Source organism: uncultured Zoogloea sp. (genome assembly GCF_937894855.1).
Taxonomy (GTDB): Bacteria; Pseudomonadota; Gammaproteobacteria; order Burkholderiales; family Rhodocyclaceae; genus Zoogloea; species Zoogloea oryzae.
The window spans coordinates 1-20,474 of sequence record NZ_CALAYQ010000068.1 but is presented as its reverse complement, the minus strand read 5'-3'; the positions used below and the strand labels follow the sequence as shown (position 1 = coordinate 20,474).

Genomic DNA, 20,474 nt, shown 5'->3' with positions numbered 1-20,474 from the left:
GGCCTCACGCGTGGCTGTGCAGCCACACGCGCCACTCTTCAAACAGGGCGGGGCTGGCGGCGGCGATCACCGAGCGCTTGATGGCCGGCCCGGCGGTGAGCGGCGTGCCGCCCAGGGTGCTGTAGGCACCACCGGCTTCGTCGAGGATCAGGCGACCGGCGGCGTAGTCCCACAGCATCTGACCGCCGTGGATGTACACGTCGAGCCGGCCGGCGGCCACGTAGCACCATTCGAGGGCGCTGGAGCCGAAGTTGCGTTGGGAGTAATACGGCGGGCGCACCGCGAGCTCGTCGCCCAGGTGGTGGCTGATGCGCTTGAAGTCGACGCCGGCGACGGCGTCCTTGAGGCGCGAGGCGGGGCTGCGCAGGGGCAGCGCCACGTCGTTGAGCCAGGCGCCGGCGCCGCGGGCGGCGTAGAAGGCTTCGTCGGTGATCGGGTTGTAGACCACCCCGAGCTGAGTCTTGTGGTCGATAAGATAGGCCACCGCCACGCCGAAGAAGGGAATCCCGTTGGCGAAGTTGGTGGTGCCGTCGATGGGGTCGATGACCCACAGGCCGCCCTTGCCCAGGTGCCACACACGTCCTTGCTCCTCGGCGCTCATCTCTTCGCCGAGCACGGCGCCGGGGATGAGCCTGGGCAGGCGTTCGACCAGCGCAGCCTGGGAGGCCAGATCGGCTTCGGTGAGCACGCTGCCGTCGGCCTTGTGCTCGCGCACGGCGCTGAGGTAGCGGGGCAGGATGGTTTCCTTGGCCATCTCGCGGACGAGATCGGCCAGGGCGCGGGCCTGTTCGAGGCGTTGGGCGGCGTTCAGCATGGGGCCCGCCACTTGATGGAGCAGCCGATGCTGGGCGTCTGTTCGGCCGGGCCGTGGCCGGTTTCGGCCACCTGGCGCATGGCCTCGAAAAGCTCGCGGCGGGCGTCTTCGGGGGCGGGGTTCTTGCCGGAGGCGTCGAGGCGGCCGCGATACTGCAGGCCGAGCCCGGCGTCGAAGCCGAAGAAATCCGGTGTGCACACCGCGCCGTAGGCCTTGGCGACGGCCTGGCTCTCGTCGATCAGGTAGGGGAAGGGGAAATCCATGGCCGCGGCGATGCGCTGCATGTTCTCCGGGGAGTCCTCGGGGTAGTCGGCCGGATCGTTGGACATGATGGCCACGCAGCCGATGCCTAGGCCGGCCAGCTCGCGGCAGTCGCGCACGAGGCGCGGCAGCACGGCCTTCACGTAGGGGCAATGGTTGCAGATGAACATCACCAGCAGCCCCTTGGGGCCGCGGCAACTGGAAAGGCTGTGGGGCTTGCCGTCGACACCGGGCAGTACGAAGTCCGGGGCGGACCAGCCGAAATCGCACAGGGGCGTGGTAAGACTGACCATGATCTTCGTTTGGTTTCAATCCCGTGGAGGCACGCGGATAATAGCATGATGAACCCGCGCTTCTTTTGCCCCGACGGCCTCGTGCCCGATTCCGACATGCCGCTGCCGGCGGCCGTTGCCCACCATGCCGAGCGCGTGCTGCGCCTTGCGGTGGGTGACGCGGTGACCCTCTTCGACGGCCGTGGCGGTGAGTGCGCGGCCACCCTCGTCGCCCTCGGCAAGCAGCCGCTGGCGCGGCTCGGCCCGCGGCTCAATGCCGAGCGGGAATCGCCGCTGGCGATCACCCTGGTGCAGGCCCTGGCGAGCGCCGACAAGATGGACTGGGTCGTGCAGAAGGCGGTAGAGCTGGGCGTTGCCGCGATCCAGCCGGTGGCGGCCGAGCGTTCGGTGCTCAAGCTGTCGGGCGACCGGGCGGACAAGCGCCGCGCCCACTGGCAGCAGATCGCCGTGTCGGCCTGCGAGCAGTCCGGCCGCAACCGGGTGCCGGAGGTGGCCGAAATCCTGCCGCTGGCGAAGTACCTGGCTCAGGATTTTGCCGGCACGCGGATGATCCTCGCCCCCGGGGCGGAGGGCGCGCTGGCCCGCAAGCCGCGTCCGGCCGGGCCGGTGGCGATCCTGATCGGGCCGGAGGGCGGCTGGTCGCCGGCCGAACTGGCCCTGGCCGATCGCGCCGGCTGTGAGCCCCTGGCCCTCGGGCCGCGGGTGCTGCGCACCGAAACCGCGGGCCTGGCGGCCATCGCGGCCATGCAAACCCTGTGGGGCGATTTTCCGGGAGACCTTGATGTTTGAGTCAGCCGAGCTGGGCCACAAGCTGTCGAAGGAAGAGTACGCGACGATCGAGCCGCAGCTGCGCACCGACCTGCTGAACACCCAGTTCGATCTCCTCGAACACAAGGATTTCGCCGCGGTGATCCTCATCAACGGGATCGACGGCGCCGGTCGCGGCGAGACGGTGAATCTGCTCAATGAGTGGATGGACCCGCGACACATCGAGGTGCACGCCTTCGATCAGCCCACCGACGAGGAGCGCCAGCGGCCCCGTCTGTGGCGCTTCTGGCGGGCGCTGCCGGCCAAGGGCAAGATCGGCATTCTGTTCGGCAACTGGTATTCCGAGCCCATCAACGAGCGCAGCTTCAAGCGGATGAAGAAGGCGCATCTCGATCAGCGTCTGTCGGAGCTCAACCGCTTCGAGGCGATGCTCGCCGCCGAGGGCGTGCTGCTCATCAAGTTCTGGTTCCACCTGTCCCAGGCGGGGCAGAAGAAACGCCTCAAGGCCCTTGAGGCCAACCCGGACACCCGCTGGCGGGTGCGCGAGGCCGACTGGGAGATCTACGAGCACTACGACCGCTACCGCGAGGTGGCCGAGCACGTGCTCCGCCGCACGAGCACCGGCATCGCGCCGTGGGTGATCGTCGATGGCAGCGACCCTCAATACCGGGCCGTGCACGTGGGCAAGACGCTCCTCGAGCGGCTGCAGCGGCGCATCGAGTTCGTCCGCAAGGGCTTCCGCACGCGGCAGACCGCCGCGCCGCTGGTGGCCGCGCCGGACGAGCGCAACCTGCTCAACGCGCTGGTGCTCGACCAGCCGATGGACAAGAAGGATTACGAGAGCCAGCTGGAGAAGCTCCAGGGCCGGCTGGCCCTGGCGGTGCGCAGCGAGGAGTTCGCGAAACGCAGCCTGGTGCTGGTCTTCGAGGGCATGGACGCCGCCGGCAAGGGCGGGGCGATCCGCCGTGTCACCGCCGCGCTCGACACGCGCCAGTATCACGTGATCCCGATCGCCGCGCCGTCGGACGAGGAGCGCGCCCAGCCCTACCTGTGGCGCTTCTGGCGGCGCCTGCCGCGGCAGGGCAAGGTGGCGATCTTCGACCGCTCCTGGTACGGACGGGTGCTGGTGGAGCGGGTCGAGGGCTTCTGCTCCGAGGCCGACTGGATGCGCGCCTACGCCGAGATCAACGATTTCGAGGATCAGCTGGTGTCGGCCGGGGCCATCGTCGTGAAGTTCTGGCTGTCGGTGAGCGACGCGGAGCAGCTGCGGCGCTTCAAGGCGCGGGAAGAAGAAGCCTTCAAACGCTACAAGATCACCCCGGACGACTGGCGCAACCGCGAGAAGTGGCCCCTCTACGAGCCCGCGGTGTGCGACATGATCGACCGCACCAGCACCGAGAACGCCGCCTGGACCCTCGTCGAGGCCGACAACAAATATTATGCGCGGGTAAAGATTCTGCGTGTCCTGGTCGATAAGCTCGAATCGGCCCTGAAACACTGACCTGGACAAACGGATTGCCCGATCACCCCCCTGGCTGTGGAACATTCCGTGAATTCACCCGACAACTCGCCGGCGCTTGCGCCCAATGATCTCTCCCAGCGCTTCGTCGCCTGGGTACGGGCAGCTGCGCCCTTCATCCACGCGTTTCGTGGCAAGACCTTCGTGCTGGGCTTTGGTGGCGAGGTGGCCGCCGGCCAGCTCGCCGAGAAGCTCGCCTATGACTGCAACCTGCTGGCCGCGCTGGGCGTGCGCCTGGTGCTGGTGCATGGCGCGCGTCCGCAGATCGAGGCCGAACTCGCCCGCCGCGGGCTCACGCCGCGTTACCACAACGGCCTGCGCGTGACCGACGCGGCGGCCCTCGAATGCGTCAAGGCAGCGGTGGCGGTGACCCGCATCGAGGTCGAGGCGCTGCTCTCGCAAGGCCTGCCCAACACCCCGATGGCCGGCAGCTACATGCGCGTGACCGGCGGCAACTTTGTCGTGGCCAAACCGGTGGGCGTGGTCGATGGCGTCGATTACGGTTTCACCGGCGCGGTGCGCAAGGTGATCGCCGAGGAAATCGCCGCCGACCTTGACCAGCAGAACGTGGTGCTGATGTCGTCGCTGGGGGTCTCGCCGGCCGGCGAAATCTTCAACCTGAGCATGGAGTCCGTCGCCGAGTCCGTCGCCATCGCCCTGAAGGCCGAGAAGCTGATCTACCTGTGCGATGCGCCGGGGCTGCTCGACAAGGCCGGCAGCCTGATCGAGGCGATCACCGCCGACGACGCCGAGTCCATGCTGAAGGCCGGCGAGGGGATGACCGAAGACCTCGACCTCTACCTGCCCTGCGCGATCCGTGCGGTGCGCAAGGGCGTCGGCCGGGCCCACCTGATCGACCGGGACAAGGACGGCGGCCTGCTGCTCGAATTCTTCACCCCGCTGGGCGTCGGCACGGTGGTAACCCGCGACCCGCTGTTCCGTCTGCGCGAGGCGACCATCGAGGACGTGGGTGCGCTGGGCGCGGTGATCGCCCCGATGGAGGCCGACGGCACCCTCGTGCGGCGCAGCCGCGAGCGCCTGGAGGCCGAGATCGAACGCTTCACCGTCGTCGAGTACGACGGCGTGCTGGTGGGCTGTGCGGCGCTGTATCCCTTCATCGACGAGCGCGCGGCCGAGATGGCGTGTGTTGCGGTGGTGCCGGAGCACCGCCGGGCCGGGCTGGGCGAGATGCTCCTCAAGCGCATGGAATCCCGGGCCCGGGCGATCGGCGTCGAGCGGCTGTTCGTGCTCACCACCCGCACGTCCGACTGGTTCCGGGAGCGGGGTTTCCGGCAGGCGCCACCCGAGGAGTTGCCGCGCCAGAAGCGCGAGATGTACGACGTGAGCCGCCGTTCCAAGGTTTTCATGAAAACGCTGTGAGCGGCGCTGCCGCGAAAGTGACTGTGTGAGTTTCCGACTCCTTCGATCGGTTTCATCCCCCCGCGCCCGCCCGCTGGCAGGCCTCGGCCTGACGCTCCTGCTGCCTGCCGCTCCCGTGTGGGCGGCGCTGCCCGAGGCATTCGCCTCGCCGGTCGTCTCGATCTGCAGCGGCCTTGCCGCCATGCTCGGGATGGGCGGTGGCATTTACGTGCTGCTCCTGCGGCGCCGGCTCGCCGAATGCGAGGCTGCGCTCGTGGCACGGCACGGCGCGCCGGTGGCGTCGCCTGCGCCTGCTGGCCCGCCCGCACCGCTGCCGGCCGAGGGCATCGGCCAGCATTTTCAGGTGGCGGTGGCGGACGGCCTGACGCTCGAGGCCTGGGTCGACCGCGACGGGCGCTTCTTCTGGGTGAGCCAGGTCATCGAGCGCTACACCGGGCGCACCGCGGCCGAGGTGCTGGCGGGCGATTTCGTCGATCTGGTCGTCTATGAGCGCGACCGGGGCTACTGCCGCGATCAGATCCGCCGGGCGCTGGCCGACGAGCAGATCAGCGAGCTCGAGTTGCGCCTGATCGGCGGCAGCCGCGGTGTACATTGGATCAGCTGGCACTGGCAGCCCATCCGCGATGGTGAGGGCCTGCTGCTCGGGCTGCGGGTCACGATGAGCGACATCCAGGCGCGCAAGGAGGCGGAGTTCAAGCTTCTCGAAACCGTCGCGGCGCTGCGCCGCGCCCAGGCGCTTTCCGAGCACTACCTGCGGCGCAGCAACGAGGAGCGTTCGCGCCTGTCTGCCCTGCTCGACGTGGTGCGGATGGGCATCCTGTTCATGGATACCGACCGGCGGGTGGTCTACTGCAACCGCGCTCTCTACGAAATCTGGCGGATGGACGACGGCGAGGGCTTCGTCGGGGTGCGCGACGTGGTGCTGCAGCAGCACGTGCTGCAGTTCGTCGCCGAGCCGGCGGCGTACATGGAGCACGTCAATCAGGTGTTGAGCCAGCGCGCGCCGAGCGAGCCCTACGAGATCGTGTTCAGCGACGGACGCGTCGTCACCGATTTCTCGCGGGTTGTGCCGGGGCCGGACGGCGGGCGCTCCCTGGGGCGGATCTGGGTGTTCGAGGATGTCACCGAGCAGCGCCGCGTGGCTCGTCAGCTGTTGCACATGGCCGAGCGCGATCCCCTCACCAACCTCTACAACCGTCGGCGCTTCCATGAAGAGCTGGCGCGGATGCTGGCCGACAGCAGCCGCCATCGGGAGTGCGTGGGCCTGCTGGCGATCGACCTGGACGGCTTCAAGCCGGTGAACGACCGCTTCGGTCATCAGGCCGGTGACGAGGTGCTGGTGGATCTGGCGAGCGAGCTGGGGTCGGTGGTCCGGCGCAACGAGATGTTCTTCCGGCTCGGGGGGGACGAGTTCGCGATCCTCGTGCCGTCGGCCTCGGCCAGCGAGCTCTCGGAGCTCGCCCGGCGCCTGTGTGCGTGCATCGCCGGCATGAGCTTCAATTTCAACAATCAGCCGGCCGGTGTCACCGCGAGCATCGGCATCGCCCTCAGCGCCCGGGACGGGGACAACCCCGAAAGCCTGATCGGCGCAGCAGACCGGGCGATGTACCTGGCCAAGGCGCTGGGCGGCAACTGCTGGGAGTTTGCCCGGGAGTCCGTCGGTGAAACCGTGGCGTGATGCGGCGCGATCGCCCCGGGGCCGGGCTGACCTATAATCACGGCACCTGCCGGCGATGGCGCAACCGCGCCGGCATCCCCAACTCATGAGGTGAAACATGGCACGGATGGTTAATTGTGTGAAGCTCGGCCGCGAGGCTGAAGGTCTGGATGTTCCGCCGCTTCCCGGCGAACTTGGCAAGCGCGTCTTCGAGAACGTCTCGAAGGAAGGCTGGCAGCAATGGGTGCGGCATCAGACGATGCTGATCAACGAAAACCGTCTCAACCTGATGGATGCCCGGGCCCGCAAGTATCTGGCCGAGCAGATGGAGCGCTACTTCTTCGGTGGCGGTGCCGACCAGGTGAGCGGCTACGTTCCGCCCCAGCAGTAAGCACGGTTCGACGGCCGGCGGTGATGCCGGCTGGTGCGCACAGACGGCCCCGTTTCGGGGCCGTTGTCATTTGGGCGGTGGTCGGTTGTCGGACTGGCCGTTCTCGATGGCGTACAGCCAGGCGAGCAGTTCGGCCACGGCCACGTAGAGTTCGGGGGGAATCCGGGCGTCCAGGTCCACCTGCATGAGCAGGGCGACGAGCTCGGGGGATTCGTGGACGTACACCCCGGCATCCTTGGCCCGGTTGATGATTTCGGCGGCGATCAGGCCGCGGCCCTTGGCCACCACGGTCGGGGCGGATTGCCCGGCGGTGTAGGCGAGGGCGACCGCCTCGGCACGTTGCTCGCCGGGGTGCTCGGGGCGGTTCACGGGGTGCTCCGGCGTTCTGCGACGAGGCCGGTGAAGGGGACGTTGGCGGCGGCAAGGGCGTCGGCCAGGCGCTGCTGGCCGGCGTCGAGGGCGTCGCGAGCGGTGTCGCTGTCGGTGATCAGGCGCATGGCCACGCCGGCCGGGGTGAGGTGGAGGCGGGCCTCGACGCCGCCCAGGCCCGGCAGGGTGAGGCGCAGGGTGGTGTTCCAGTAGGGCTCGGCGCCTTCTTCCGCTGCGGCGCGATCCTGCTCCGGGTCTTCGATCTCCCATTCCATCATCTGCCCGGGCCACACTTGGCCCTGCCACACCATGTGCTGGGTGGCGATGGCGTCGAGCTGCTGATGGACCAGCGGCAGCAGGCGTTCGGGGATGGGCGACGGGCTGTCGGCGGCGGGGCGCGAGGTGGCAGCAGCGGCGGTGTCGGCCGATGCGGCGTTGCCGGTGCTGGGGGGCGCGGCCGAAGCGCTGGCCTGGGTTGCGGTGAGGCGGCCCTGGGGCTCCTGCTTCAGGCTGGCGGTGTCGATCTGCCCGGAGAGCCAGCGGGCCTGGTGGGCTTCGTAGAACAGCCCGCTCTGGCTGACCGCGTTGCCGAGTCTGGCGGCGAGCTGGGCGGCGCCGGTGCCGGCGGTGGGCGGCGATGCGAGCAGGGGTTCGCCACCGGCGAGGCTGGCGGTTTCGGGGGCGGGCTGGCCGGTGAGGAGAAAGCTGATCAGCTTGCCGGCCTGGCTGAGGGCCGGGCGGCTGGCGGCGGCTGCGGCGTCGGGTGTCGGCTGGGCGAGGGTGGCGAAGACCGCCCGGGGCGTGACGTGGCTGACGACCAGTTCGAGGGTGTCGCCGGCCTTGACGGACTGGGGCAGGGCCAGGGTGACTTCGCGCCCGTCGACCCGGGCGAGGAAGGTGTTGTCGGCGCTGGTGGCCTGGAGATTGGCGACGATGCGCTGGCCAGGGGTGAAATCGGGGAGGTGGTTCGAGATGCCCTTGACGCGGGCCAGGGGGGCGACGGTGGGTTCGCCCTGAAAGAAACTGGCCTCGGTGAGCATCCGGAGGCGGGCAGCGAGATCGCCGGGAATCATGACGGCCTCGTCAGCCCGCCTGCACTGGATCAGGCGTCGCCGTCGTTGCCGCCGTAGGCGTTGCGCAGATTGCGTTCGCGCACGCCGCCGGAGAGCATCTGGCGGACGCTGTCCATCCACGGTTCGGTGTGGACGCGGACTTCCTTGTCGTCGTCGAGGATGCGCCGGATCAGGGCAATCTTGCGGGCGCGCTCGTCTTCGGACATGCGTCGGGGGCGGCTGGGGAAGGCCAGGGCCTCTTCGACGCCGATGCGGTCGCGCAGGGAGGCGACCTGCTTTTCAAGACGCGTCAGGCGATCCCAGTCGTTGGCGCGCGCCGCATCCACCATTTCGGTGGAGTAGTTGCTCATCTGTTCCAGGAGGGCGAGGGAACTCATGAAGATGTCTCCGGCAATCTAACGGTCTGCCTGGTCGGAATTGCCGATGGCGGCCCAGGCGTCTTTCAGTTCGGTGAGCAGTTGAGTGACTTCGTCCATCGCGGGCCGGCTGTTGTGCAGGTTAGCGTAGAGAAGTCGCTGTGTCATGTAGTCGTAAAGGGAAGCGAGGCGCTGGGCGAGTTCGCCGCCGGCCTCGTAGTCGAGACTGACCTTGAGTCCGTTCAGGATGATTTCGATGGCCTTCGAGATCGCCGTGCCCTTGCCGGGGACGTCCTTGTTCTCGAGGGCGATGGCGGCCGTCCCGACCTGCAGGATGGCGCCGTCGAAAAGCATGAGGATCAACTTGTGGGGGTCGGCGGTGGAAACGCCGGTTTCGACGCCTACTGCGCTGTAGGCAGCAGCGCCGCGACGGGCCGCGAGTCCAAACGACATGTAGTTGCTCTCCGGTCGGGGTTAGTTGCTGGCCATGCTGCTGAGAAGGCTCAACTGCTGTGACAGGTAACTGCTGGTGGTCGTCATGCTGGTCATGCTGGTGTCGAGCGCGGTGAACTTGGCGCGGTAGGTCTTTTCGATCATGGTCAGGCGCGTCTCGAAGGCGTCGATCTGATTGCCCATGGATTTGATGCTGCTGTTCAGGCCGTCGGTGCGGCTGGCGATCACCCCGTTGCTGGCAAGCAGGTTGGTGGTGGTCGTCTTCATCGTGCTGCCGAAGGCGCCGATCACTGCGGCGGTGGCCGAAAAGTTGGCGCTGGCCGCCTTGTCGAACTTGGCGCTGTCGATCTTCAGGCTGCCGTCGGTCTGAAAGGCGATGCCGATGTCGCTGAGGGTCTTGTAGGTGGCGCCGCTCAGGGACGCGGGAACGCTGCCGATGGTGTTGCGCACCTGGGACTGGATGCTGCGCAGGGTCGAGTCGCCGTTGAGCACGGCAGCCGTCTTGGTGCTGGCGTTGTAGGCGCCCAGGTTTTTCAGCGAGGTGTTGAGGCTGTTGTAGGCGTTGATGAAGGTGTCGAGCTTGCTCTTCAGGTCGGTGTTGTCGCGGGTGACGGAGAGGGTGGTGGTGCCGGTCTTGGTGAGCTCGAGGTTCACCCCGTCAATGGCGTTGGTGATCGAGTTGCCGCTGGTGGCGATCGACACGCCCTGGATCTTCACCGCCGCGTCGCTGGCGGCAAGGGTCTGGTTGAAGGCGCTGGAGGCGGCGATCGGCGAGCCCGGTGCGGCAGCGTCGATGAAGGTGGCGGTGCCGCCGATGGTCACCGCGTTGGCGGTGCCGCCGGACGTGGCGGTGAGCAGCAGGTTCTGCTTGCCGCTGGTGTCGGTGACGATGGAGGCGCTCACGCCGGGCTCGGCCTTGTTGATGGCGTCGCGCACGGCCGCCAGGGTGTTCTGGCTGCTTTCCAGGGTGACGGTGGTGGTCGTGCTGCCCTTGGTGAAGGTGAGCGTGCGGCTGCTGTCGGTGCCGAAATCGAGCGCCGCGTCGCCGGCGGCGAAGGTCTTGCCCAGCGCGTAGCGCTGGCTGGTGGCCAGGGCGGTGACTTCGAGGGAGTAGCTGCCGGCAACGGCCGAGCTGGTCGTTGTTGCCGTTGCGATGGTCGAATCGGCAAGAGTTGCCTTATAGGCGGACAAAGATGCCGTTGCCGTGCTGCCGGTTGCCGGTGTCAGTGCCTTGGCGGCGGTCTGCAGGGTGGACAGGGCGCTCTTGAGCGTGCCGAGGGCGGAGATCTTCGATTCGTAGCTGCTCTGGCGCGACTGGAGTTTCGTAAGGGGCTGTTTTTCAACAGACATCAGCGAACTGACGAGCGATTCGACGTTGATTCCCGAGCCGACTCCAGCTGATGAGATTGTGGCCATGATGGACCCCTTGTGGTGCGGTGAAGCGATTGACGGAAATTACGACCGCACCCCGGAAAACTTGAGTGTGGTCGCGTGTTGTCAGTTGGAATGCATTAGTTGTGCCAGGTTCAGCTGTCCGGCATGCGGCGGCAAAAAAAATCCCACCGCGAGGGTGGGATCAAATCTGCGCCAGGGGAGGGTCTGGCGGCTTGGGGTGTCCGGATCAGGCCTGCTGCTTGACGAGCAGTCCCTGCAATTTGTCGAGCGCCTTGGCGATGGCCAGCACCTCTTCCGACGGAATCTGCCGAATGAGCTTTTTGGACTCGGTGTCCACCACCTTGACGATGGAGACGCCCAGGTCTTCGTCGATGGAGAACTGCAGGCTGTTGGCGGTCTGCTTGATGACGTCCTGGATCTGCTTGACCGCCTGGTTGAGTTGTTCGTTGCTCGGGGGCGCGACCTTGCCGGTCTGGGCGGTGCTCTGGGATGCCTGAACCGCACCGGTGCTTGCGGCGTTCTCGGTTGCACGGGAGGCGCCGGCGCCCGTCGAGGCATTGACGGGTGGCACATACTGCGCGCTGCTTGTGCCGACTGGCTGGATGCTCATGCTCATCTCCCCCTTGTGCTGGCGGCGCCGCCGCCCTGTGGGCGGCCGCGCACGTCAGGGTTACGTCTGTATCGCGTTACTGGAGCAGGGACAGCACGTTGTTCGGCATGCTGTTGGCCTGCGAGACCATCGCGGTGCCTGCCTGCTGGAGGATCTGGGCGCGGGTCATGTTGGCGGTTTCCTTCGCGAAGTCGGCATCCATGATCCGGCCGCGGGACGCCTGGGCGTTTTCGGAGGCAACCGACAGGGTCTGCACGACCGAGCTGAAGCGGTTCTGAACGGCACCCCAGGTGGCGCGGGCGGTGTTCAGGTTGTTGAGCTGGGTGTCAATGCTTGCGATCGCTGCGGTGGCGGCGCCAACGCTCGTCACGGCGCCGGATACGGCGGCGGACACGCCGGACAGGGAAACCGCGCTGCCCTGGACTGTGATGGTGTCGGTGGTGGCATTGCCGGCGCCAACCTGGAAAGTCACGGCAGACGACAGGTTGAGCACGTTCTGGCCGTTGAAGGTGGTGCCGCCGACGACGCGCTGGATTTCCTGTTGCAGCTGCTGGAATTCGGTGTCGAGGTTGGCCTGGTCACCCGAGGTGTAGGTGCCGTTGGCAGCCTGGACGGCCAGTTCGCGCATCCGCTGCAGGTTGTCGGTGACGGCCTGCATCGCCGATTCGGCGGTCTGCGCCATCGAGATGCCGTCGTTGGCGTTGCGGATCGCAACGTCGAAGCCCTTGGCCTGGGAGTTCATGCGGTCGGCAATCGCCAGACCGGCAGCATCGTCCTTTGCGCTATTGACGCGCAGGCCTGACGACAGGCGTTGAACCGAGGTCGCCAGGCTGGCCTGGGACGTGGAAAGGTTGCGTTGCGCATTCAGCGACATCGCATTGGTGTTGATAGTGGCAGCCATTTTGGTTCTCCTTAATTCCGTTCAAGATAAGCGACGAGGCTTAACTTTGGTTCGCCTTGCCCGGTGTGTGTAAGGCAACCGCCGTTGAATTCATTAACGGAGTTGGCTGGCGCTACTTTAGAAGAAATGTTGACATTTTCGTTTTTGTGTGCTTTGCATTTTTTCTGCGGATTACCGCTTGGCTTTTGATAGCGGCTCAGAAAATCAAAGCTTTAGCACCAAAAATCACGAACCGGCGCGGTTTTCCGGCCGGTTGTCGATATGCTTTTGGGGTGGGGGCGATGCCCTTCAGGGTCCGTAGGCCGCAAACCAGCTTGTGGCGTGGTTTTCGAGGATGTAGCCGTCGCGCACCCAGGCCTGCAGCAGGTGCCCGGCGTGCTGCAGCGCGGCAGGGTCGGCGAGCTGTTCGCGGATCGTGCTGATCCACTTTTCGGGTTCGTTGGGCAGGCGGGTGACCGGGGCGTTCTGGTAGGGATAGATGTCGGTGCAGATCACCGGCCAGCCCATCGCGCCGTATTCGAGCAGGCGCAGGTTGCTCTTGCACTCGTTGAAGGCGTGGATTTCGAGCGGGGCGATGGCCAGGTTGAGGTCGAGCCGGGCCAGGGCCTGGGGATAGGTTCGGAAATCCTGCACGAAGCCGTGGGATTCGCGGACGAAGGGCTTGAGGGGCTCGGGGCACATGCCCATGAAGATCCAGTCCACCTCGTCGGCCAGGGCTTCGACCACCGGGTAGATGAGTTCCAGATCGCCCAGATGCTGCTGGGCGCCGGCCCAGCCGACGCGGGGCTTCTTGCGCGGCAGGCGCGGCGGGGCGACGTCGTTCCAGAGGGCGCCTTCAAGGCAGTTGGGCATGATCCGGATGTCGCCGATCATGTCGGCGCAGATGTCGGCCAGCGGGCGGGTGCTGACCACCAGCCGGTCGGCGAGGCCGAGGGTGCGGCGCAGGCGCGGGCGGGCGTCCTTGAAGCCGGCCTTGTAGAAGGAGTTCTTCTTGGGCAGCGCGGTGATGAGGTCGTCGATGGTGATGATGCGCCGCACCTGGGGCATGAAGCGCTTGTAGGCTTCGAGGGCGTCGGTCTGCGGGTCGTCGAGCGGCTGGTGCATGATGATCGCGTCCGGCGCGGCGCGGGCCAGCTCGACGGGCGACAGGATGCGCACCGAGAAGGCCTTGGGCGGTTCGCAGATCATGGTCTGGGCGAGGCCGGCCTGGCCGATGGCGCGCAGCGGGGCGCGCAGGCGGTATTCGCCGGCGCCGCCGGTGAGCGGCACGCCGAGGATGCGCGGGCGGTCGTGGAAGTGGGTGTCCCAGTCGATGGGGGCCACGTGCTCGGGCTTGAAGGGATCGGCGAGGCTCAGGTTGCGGTTGTAGGCCGGGTCGTGGGCGAGCTTCGGCAGCCAGCGCTCGAGCAGGCGGTCGTTGGCGGCCATGGCGCCGAGCAGGTCGGCGAGCATGCCGTCGGGCTTGCGCTGGCGGGCCTTGAGGGAGATGGCGTCGAAGTGGACCAGCATCGAGTAGGGCGTCCACACGATCTTGCTGCCGGCTTCGCGGGCACGCAGGCACAGGTCGAGGGTGCCGTGGGAGAGCGGGAAGCCTTCGGCGTCGATGCCGCCGAGCTGATCGAACAGGCTGCGCCGCACGAGCAGGGCCGAGCCGCACACGGCGCTGACGTTCTGGTCGCACAGGGCGCGGGCCATGTAGCCCGGATCGGTGATCTCGAGGTCGTTGTTCCAGGGGCTGCCGGCGCTGCCGCGCAGGCCGAGCACCCAGCCGGTGTGCTGGACCTTGGCGGTTTCCGGGTAGGTGAGGCGCGGGCCGATGATGCCGACTTCCGGTCGCATGGCGATGTCCATCATGCGGACGAGCCATTCGTCCTGCACGACGTGGGTGTCGTTGTCGAGGAACAGCAGGTAGTCGCCGTGGGCGGCGGCGGCGCCGGCGTTGGCGCCGCGGGCGTGGCTGAACTCGCCGGGGCAGGCCACGACGCGGCAGCGGCCGGCCCAGCGGGCTTCGGTCGCGAGGCCGCGCAGGTAGGCGACGGCGTCGGGGTCGGTGCTGTCGTTGTCGACGATGACGAGCTCGTAGTTCGGGTAATCGGTGCGGGTGGCGATGCTGTCGAGCAGCGGACGCAGGTATTCCTCCCGGTCGCGGGTCTGGATGACGATGCTGACGAGGGGCGCGTCGGCCCAGCGGTACTGCACGCGGCGGGTGCCGAAGGACGCGCCGTCGTGGATCACCGCGTCGAGGCCGTGGCGGGCGAGGTGGTCGGCGAGGGCGGCCTTCTCGGCGGCCGGGTTCATGGTGCGCGCCGAGGCCCGGGGCAGGTGGGCGAGCATCTGGTCGATGTGGCCGATGGCGGCTTCGCCGGCGTGGTCGAGCACCCGCAGGGCGAGGTCGTAGTTTTCGGCGCCGCTGTGGCTGCCATAGCGGCCGGCGGCCAGGAAGGCGTCCTTGGCGACCACCACGAAGCTGCCGAAGTAGGCCTGGGCCCGCAGCAGGTCGAGGTTGAAGTCGGGCTTGAAGCAGGGCTGGCTGTAGCGGCCGTCGGGTTCGCGGGTGTCCTCGTCGGTGTAGATGAGGCGCCAGTCGGGGCGGATGTTGATGTAGTCGGCGACGACCTGCAGGGTGTGCGGCTCGAAGGTGACGCCCGGCTCGATGCGGGCCAGCCAGCTGCCCGGCGAGGCGGCGGCCATCTCACCCAGCACGTAGTCGATGTGGGCGGCGTCGCGCAGGGCGAGCCACTGCAGGTTGGGGATGTCGCCCAGGCCCTCGGGCGTGGGCAGCACGGTGGCGACGGTGAGCAGCCACTCGGGGTAGAGCTGCGCGGCGAGGCTGTCGAGGGTGTCGGCGAGGAGGTTTTCCTCGCCCGGATGGACGGCCATCAACAGGTGGATGCCCGGGCGGGTCTTCCAGGTGAGCACCATGCGCTCGGCGAGGAGCTGGGCGTCGATCTCCTGCAGCGTGCGGCGGGCGCGCCAGGTTTCGTAGAGCTTGGAGAGTTCGTCCTCGGCCTTGTCGGGGAGCGGGCGTTTGCGTGGGGGACAACGGGTGGCAGCGCGCTGAGTCTCGCGCACCAGATCAGCAAGATCGTCCCAGAAGCGAGTTTCGAGTTCCTGATAGCGTCGGTCGAGTTCCGGCAGCGCAGCCCGGGCTGCCGCGAGCGTTTCGGGCGCGTCACCGTCGGTCAGGCCCAAGTCCAGGCCGAGGTGGGTGCCCCACGGCTTGGCCGGATTGAGGAAGCTGCTGGGAAGCTGCACGACGGGGCAACCGCAGAGGCGGGCTTCCATCGTGACGGAGGTGTTTTCGAAGCAATACAGGTGCGTGCTGCGGCGCAGGAGTGCGGCGAGTTCTTCGTGGGTCGCCGGAAAATCCTTGGTGATGACCGTGCAGCGATCGGCCAGCTCGGCGTGTTCCCGCTGTCCTTCCCGGTAGCGCCCGAAATAGATGCAGGCACCACTTCGTTGGTCGTCGTCGGGATTGTCCCTGTTGTGGAAGAGCGAGGTGTCCACGGGGGGGAGATACAGCGTGCCAATCGCGTTGGGCACGTATTCCCGCAATTCGTCGGAGTGAATCCAGAAGAGGTCGGTGTTTGCGTAGGCGGGCTTTTCGCCGAGTACGCCGGGGCGGTTGAGGATGTAGCGCACGACCACGTCGCAGTCGAGCGGGTTGGCGCCGACGATCTCGGGGTAGATGGCGATCGGACGCAAACCGGCTTCTTCGTGACGGGCGCGGACCGCGTCGGTTAGCAGGGGGGTGTTGAGCCTTGGATTGACGACCTGTGTGGTGAGGTAGGCTTCTTCGCCAAGCCGATTGAGCGTGTCGCAGATCTGGTGCATGACCCGAATGCCGGCCGACGTCCGCACGTAGTCTGGTGCGAACACGTAGTACGGATGGCGGCGCCTGGCGTAGAGGCTGGGGGGGCTTGCGGGCATGGTGGCGGTCTGGTTGGGCGGAGCGTGCTCCGCTGACGGGTTTCGGGTTTCTGTTTAGCGGGTTTCGAGGACGGAGATACCGCTCCACCAGTATTCGGCGGTCTGGCCGAGGTGAGCCCGCCGGTTGAAGGTGAGGTCGTGGCCGTAGGCCTCGAAGTGATAGCCGATGCCGGGCTTCTCGCCTGCGAGGCCGGTGAGCCACAGGAGCGGCGGGTAGCCGTCGGTGCGCAGCAGCAGGTCGGGCACGCCCACGAAGGCGGCGGCGGTGTCGAAGCCGCCGGCGAGCAGGAGGTGATCCGGCAGGCTGGCGATCTGCTCGACCGCTGCGGGCAGGGAGTATTCGGTGAGGCAGGGGAAGTACAGCCCGACCACCTCGTCGTTGCCCATCGCCTCGATCAGCCGCTCGTGGCGCGAGCCGGGCTGGACGGTGAGCTTGCCGGCGAGGCCGAGCTTGACGTGGTTGGTGAAGCGCTCGGCCGGGAAGGCCTCTTCAAAGCTGCGGGCGACGGCGGGCAGGTAGCCTTCTTCCATCAGCGTGCCGATCTCGGTGACCGGGGTGCGCGGCACGATGAAGGGCACGGCGAGGCCGTTGAGGAGCCCGGCAGTGGCCGGATCGGCCGCCAGGCGGGCGCGGATCGCGTCGATGCGGCGGGTGAAACTGTCCACATCCAGGCCCTTGCCGGCGCCCAGGTGGCGACCCAGGCGGGCCAGGATGGCGGCGGGATCGACAGCCGGCGTGCCGAGGCGGAAATAGCGCCGCGACTGCCGGTGCGCCGGCGACTGGACCGCGGTGGGCAGGCAGCGGCCGAATTCGTCGAAGGCGGCGGGGGCGAGGGTCGTCGTGCTCATTTTTCGTCCTGCAGCGAGTCGTTGTCGGAGAAGCCCTTGCCCCAGGGCAGGGGCAGGTGGGTGGCGCCCTTGGTGCGTTCGGTGTGGATCTTGATGAACTGCGGGTCTTCGCCGATCAGGCAGTCGGGGCGGTGCGGTCCGAGCCAGGGGTTGCGCATGCCGCGGTCGAGGATCTCCTTGAGGGAGTTCTGGCGCAGGTTGCCCAGGGAGAAGTCGATGTACGGGCAGGGGGTGATCTCGGCGGTGGAGGTGACCGTGATGATGCCCTTGACGGTGATGCAGCCCTTGAACGAGCCGTAGGAGGGTGTCATGTGGGTGAACACCGGGTAGCTCTTTTCGAGCTCGCGCACCACGTCGGCGTCTTCCTTGTCGATGACGAATTCGGGGTGGTCGGTGCACGAGCCGGTGGGCTTGGCGTAGGACACGTACAGTCCGATGCCCTTCGACTTGGCGAACTCGCACATCTGGCGGAACTCGTCGCTCTTGCCGCGGCCGCGCACCAGCACGGTGGACAGGATCAGGTTGAGGCCGGCTTCCAGCGAGGCGTCGATGGCGCGCATCACCCGCTTGTAGGAGCCCGGCTTGTTGCGGAACTTGTCGTGCTCGGCCTCGATCATGCTGTCGAGGGACAGCTGGACCTTCTCGACGCCGATGGCCTTGAGGTGCCTGGCGCGCTCCAGGTCGAGGAACCAGCCGTTGGTGTCGGTGATGACGTAGTGGCGGTCCGGGTCGATGGCTTCGACGACGGCGTCGAAATCCTTCATCACCAGCGGTTCGCCGCCGGTGATCACGAAGCGGGCGAGGCCCAGCTCGTCGGCTTCCTTCGACAGGCGGCGGATGTCGTCCAGGTCGATCTTCTGGCGCTCGTCCTTGATCTTGAAAACCTTCTCCAGGTGCCGGTCCATGTAGTACTCGGCGGAGCAGTGGGTGCACTGGAAGTTGCACAGGTAGCTTTTTTCCAGACGGATGATCGGGCTGATCTCGCCGCGCTCTTCCATCTCGGCGACGCGGGCGAGCTTGGCGGCGACGTGGGGCTTCCGGGACGCGAGATCGTTGCGCTTCGCAGCTTCGGAGGCGGTGAGGCCGGGGTCTGCAGTCAGGATGGCGGTCATGGTTCGAATCTCGTTTTGGCGTCGGGAGCCGGACACGACGCGCCGGGTGCCGACAGGCTGTTGGGGCTTGCGCGGTTTTTCGGGGGCTTGGCGGGGCACGCCTGGATCCGGGAAAAACGCGGTGGTGTCGGCACTTACGGCTTGTTGTCCGCTTTCTGAAGGGCACGATGCCATTTCAGGGTCTGGCTACGGATTGTGCGATTTGGAAGGCCAGAGGCATGGCCGGAATAGGGGGAGGACGGCGGCCTAATTCCGGCTTTCGGCGCAGCGGGCGGTGAGCCGGATGGCCTCGTCGAGGGGCGTCCACAGGTCCAGCCCCAGCTCGCTACGGGCCCGGGCGATGCTGGGCAGGTAGATGTTGCGGGTGGGCAGGCCCGTGGTCTGGCCGAGGATGCGCACGGGCTTGCCCGGTGCAACGACGCGGCCGACGCGGCGGGCCAGATCCCCGATGGTGACGGCTTCATCCGAGCCCACGTTGTAGGCACGGCCGTTTTCGCCCCGCACGAGCAGGGTGAGCAGCCACACCACCAGATCGCCGGCGTACATGTAGGAGCGCACCGGCGTGCCGTCGCCGCCGACGGTGATCGCTTCGCCCCACAGGGCATCGCGGATGAAGTTGCCGATGGCGTAGTGCAGGTCGAGCGGCAGGTGCGGGCCGACGAAGGAGAAGCAGCGCGCGGTGCTGTACGACAGGCCGTGGCGGTCGGCGTAGGCGGCGCAGAGGAATTCGGCGGCGCGTTTGGCTTGGCCGATGGCGACGTCCAGGTTGTCGGCCGCCGGGGCGACCGGGTAGTCCTCGGTGTAGGCGTCGTGGCCGGGCAGGAGCGGGCCGTAGAAGGCGCCAGAGCCGAGCATCAGCAGGCGCGGGATGCGCCGCTCGGCGGCGAGGTCCAGCACCCCGCGGGCGCCCTGGAGCGTGGTGTCGAACTTGGTGAGCGGGTCTTCCTGCCGGTGGAAGGTGGCGGCGGCCGAGGTGGCGGCGGCGTGGATCAGGTGGGTGAAGTCGCCGGCGGGAAAGTCGAAGTCGCGCACGTCGCCGGGGTGAAAGCGGATCGCCGGGCTGGTGGCGACTTCGGGCGCGTGGGCGAGGAAGCGGGCCGGATCGCGGCTGAGGGCGGTGACGCGCAGATCGAGGCCGAGGGTGTCGTTGGCGCTGGCCAGGGCCGGCAGCAGCCAGCGTCCGAAGTAGCCGGTGCCGCCGGTGATGAAGATGCGCGCGCCGCGCAGGGCATCCCAGCCGTTGCCGAAGCGGGCGACGGCGGTGTCGATCTCGGCGGCGAAAAGCGGCGCGGCGGTCATGGCGTCAGCTTGCCCGGCCGCCCATGGGCGCGCGGCGTTTCTCCGGCATGGTGTCGGGCGGCAGGGTTTCCAATGTTGCTGCGAGGGCATCGAGCGTCGCCGTGGGCTCCATCTGGTAGTGATCGCGCCACTTGGGTGAGTCGAAGATCATCACGCGCAGGGCGTCGTGTAGGGCCGTGAGGAATCCCTTGCGGAGCGGATTGATCTCCGGGCCTGTTTCGGTGCTGGCGAGCATGTCGATGGCGGTCTTCACCAGGCCGTTGTCGGTGAGAAGCCGGCCCACTTCGTTCACCTTGACCAGGTAGCGGGTCACATCGTCGAAGAGGTCGTGGTCGTCGTAGATGTAGTCGTATGTGCGAATGGCTTCCTGGATGAGGCGTCGTCGTTCGGCGGTCTGGGTGAACTGGCTTTTTTCGTGGATGCGGTAGTAGCCGAGAGGCGCATCGACCACGTAGGCGGGGCCGGTGGTGGCGAGGCGCGCCCACATGTAGTGATCGACGAAGCCACCGCGGAGGCTGACGGAGTCGTTGCCCCAGAAGCGGGAAATGTGGCGGTCGAAGCCACCTACCGCGTCGAAGTTGGCACGGCGGAACACGGCGAAGGACTGGATGATCCAGCTCGTGAAGCACAGGGGGCCCATGACCTGCTGCACGCCGGTCGGGAGGTTCGGCCGGTATTGGTGCGTGCCCTCGACCGCTACCCCGTTGATGAGGCGATAGAACAGGCTGTAGCCGAACGCGCATTCGGGATGCCTGGCAAGGCCGTTGGCAAGTACCTCGGTGAGGAAATCCGGATGCAGGACGTCATCCACGTGCATCTGGAGCACGTACTCGGCGGACGTCATTCGATACGCGATGTTGGCCGAGGCAATGTGGCCGACGTTCTGCTCATTGCGGTAGTAGCGGATGCGTGGGTCGCGATCGAGCCAGTCGGCCATGGCCTCGGCGGTGTCATCGGTGGAGGCGTTGTCGATCACCAGCACCTGGAAGTCGCGGTAGCTCTGGTTGCGGATCGAGCGCAGGGAGTCGTTGAGGTGATGGGCAC

General features: G+C 67.3%; 19 protein-coding genes. 5 read left to right on the top strand and 14 right to left on the bottom strand.

Annotated elements, in window-relative coordinates; translation table 11 throughout:
- Positions 1-4: 4 nt before the first annotated feature.
- Both Q0672_RS08780 and Q0672_RS08775 read right to left on the bottom strand, forming a co-directional pair.
- Positions 5-814: an inositol monophosphatase gene (locus tag Q0672_RS08780; protein WP_298621638.1), complete on the bottom strand. Its 810-nt coding sequence runs from the start codon at positions 812-814 to the stop codon at positions 5-7.
- Positions 808-1,368, bottom strand: coding sequence for a thioredoxin family protein (locus tag Q0672_RS08775; RefSeq protein WP_298621637.1), 561 nt, complete (start codon positions 1,366-1,368; stop codon positions 808-810). Before Q0672_RS08775 ends, Q0672_RS08780 begins: the two co-directional genes overlap by 7 nt.
- 48 nt (positions 1,369-1,416) lie before the next feature.
- Between Q0672_RS08775 and Q0672_RS08770 the strand changes: the two genes are divergently transcribed.
- The 5 genes from Q0672_RS08770 to Q0672_RS08750 all read left to right on the top strand — a co-directional run bounded on the left by Q0672_RS08770 (position 1,417) and on the right by Q0672_RS08750 (position 7,083).
- On the top strand, positions 1,417-2,157 hold the full coding sequence (locus Q0672_RS08770) for a 16S rRNA (uracil(1498)-N(3))-methyltransferase (protein ID WP_298621641.1): 741 nt from the start codon (positions 1,417-1,419) through the stop codon (positions 2,155-2,157).
- The gene (gene pap, locus Q0672_RS08765) at positions 2,150-3,637 is read left to right on the top strand and encodes a polyphosphate:AMP phosphotransferase (RefSeq protein WP_298621636.1); all 1,488 of its coding nucleotides are present in this window, start codon (positions 2,150-2,152) and stop codon (positions 3,635-3,637) included. Before Q0672_RS08770 ends, pap begins: the two co-directional genes overlap by 8 nt.
- A gap of 48 nt (positions 3,638-3,685) precedes the next feature.
- Positions 3,686-5,035 carry an amino-acid N-acetyltransferase gene (gene argA, locus Q0672_RS08760; RefSeq protein ID WP_298621635.1) on the top strand — a complete coding sequence of 450 codons (1,350 nt, stop codon included), beginning with the start codon at positions 3,686-3,688 and terminating at the stop codon, positions 5,033-5,035.
- A gap of 25 nt (positions 5,036-5,060) precedes the next feature.
- Positions 5,061-6,713 (top strand): sensor domain-containing diguanylate cyclase, encoded by a 1,653-nt coding sequence (locus Q0672_RS08755; RefSeq protein WP_298621634.1) that lies wholly within the window; start codon positions 5,061-5,063, stop codon positions 6,711-6,713.
- 97 nt (positions 6,714-6,810) lie between these two features.
- Positions 6,811-7,083, top strand: coding sequence for an oxidative damage protection protein (locus Q0672_RS08750; protein ID WP_153159995.1), 273 nt, complete (start codon positions 6,811-6,813; stop codon positions 7,081-7,083).
- Between the two features lie 66 nt (positions 7,084-7,149).
- Here Q0672_RS08750 and Q0672_RS08745 read toward each other — a convergent pair whose 3' ends face one another.
- The 12 genes from Q0672_RS08745 to Q0672_RS08690 form a co-directional block, all read right to left on the bottom strand.
- Complete coding sequence (locus Q0672_RS08745) at positions 7,150-7,452, bottom strand: EscU/YscU/HrcU family type III secretion system export apparatus switch protein (protein WP_153159996.1); 303 nt, start codon at positions 7,450-7,452, stop codon at positions 7,150-7,152.
- On the bottom strand, positions 7,449-8,525 hold the full coding sequence (locus Q0672_RS08740) for a flagellar hook-length control protein FliK (RefSeq protein WP_298621633.1): 1,077 nt from the start codon (positions 8,523-8,525) through the stop codon (positions 7,449-7,451). The genes Q0672_RS08745 and Q0672_RS08740 overlap by 4 nt, the downstream gene beginning before the upstream one ends.
- Positions 8,526-8,554: 29 nt before the next feature.
- Positions 8,555-8,902: a flagellar protein FliT gene (locus Q0672_RS08735; protein ID WP_153159998.1), complete on the bottom strand. Its 348-nt coding sequence runs from the start codon at positions 8,900-8,902 to the stop codon at positions 8,555-8,557.
- Between the two features lie 18 nt (positions 8,903-8,920).
- Complete coding sequence (gene fliS / locus Q0672_RS08730; protein ID WP_153159999.1) at positions 8,921-9,334, bottom strand: flagellar export chaperone FliS; 414 nt, start codon at positions 9,332-9,334, stop codon at positions 8,921-8,923.
- Between the two features lie 21 nt (positions 9,335-9,355).
- Positions 9,356-10,750 (bottom strand): flagellar filament capping protein FliD, encoded by a 1,395-nt coding sequence (gene fliD, locus Q0672_RS08725; protein WP_153160000.1) that lies wholly within the window; start codon positions 10,748-10,750, stop codon positions 9,356-9,358.
- A gap of 205 nt (positions 10,751-10,955) precedes the next feature.
- Positions 10,956-11,339: a flagellar protein FlaG gene (locus tag Q0672_RS08720; RefSeq protein ID WP_153160001.1), complete on the bottom strand. Its 384-nt coding sequence runs from the start codon at positions 11,337-11,339 to the stop codon at positions 10,956-10,958.
- Positions 11,340-11,415: 76 nt separating this feature from the next.
- A complete protein-coding gene (locus tag Q0672_RS08715; RefSeq protein ID WP_298621632.1) occupies positions 11,416-12,240 on the bottom strand; it encodes a flagellin in 825 nt (274 codons plus the stop codon).
- A 288-nt stretch (positions 12,241-12,528) separates the two neighbouring features.
- Complete coding sequence (locus Q0672_RS08710) at positions 12,529-16,170, bottom strand: glycosyltransferase (protein WP_298621631.1); 3,642 nt, start codon at positions 16,168-16,170, stop codon at positions 12,529-12,531.
- A gap of 54 nt (positions 16,171-16,224) precedes the next feature.
- Positions 16,225-17,019, bottom strand: coding sequence for a hypothetical protein (locus Q0672_RS08705; RefSeq protein WP_298621630.1), 795 nt, complete (start codon positions 17,017-17,019; stop codon positions 16,225-16,227).
- Positions 17,016-18,131, bottom strand: a complete 1,116-nt coding sequence (locus Q0672_RS08700) for a radical SAM protein (RefSeq protein WP_298621629.1) — start codon at positions 18,129-18,131, stop codon at positions 17,016-17,018. The genes Q0672_RS08705 and Q0672_RS08700 overlap by 4 nt, the downstream gene beginning before the upstream one ends.
- Before the next feature lie 246 nt (positions 18,132-18,377).
- Positions 18,378-19,430, bottom strand: coding sequence for an NAD(P)-dependent oxidoreductase (locus Q0672_RS08695; protein WP_298621628.1), 1,053 nt, complete (start codon positions 19,428-19,430; stop codon positions 18,378-18,380).
- 4 nt (positions 19,431-19,434) lie between these two features.
- Positions 19,435-20,474, bottom strand: a 1,040-nt coding sequence (locus Q0672_RS08690; RefSeq protein ID WP_298621627.1) for a glycosyltransferase family A protein, incomplete at its 5' end; no start/stop codon positions are given.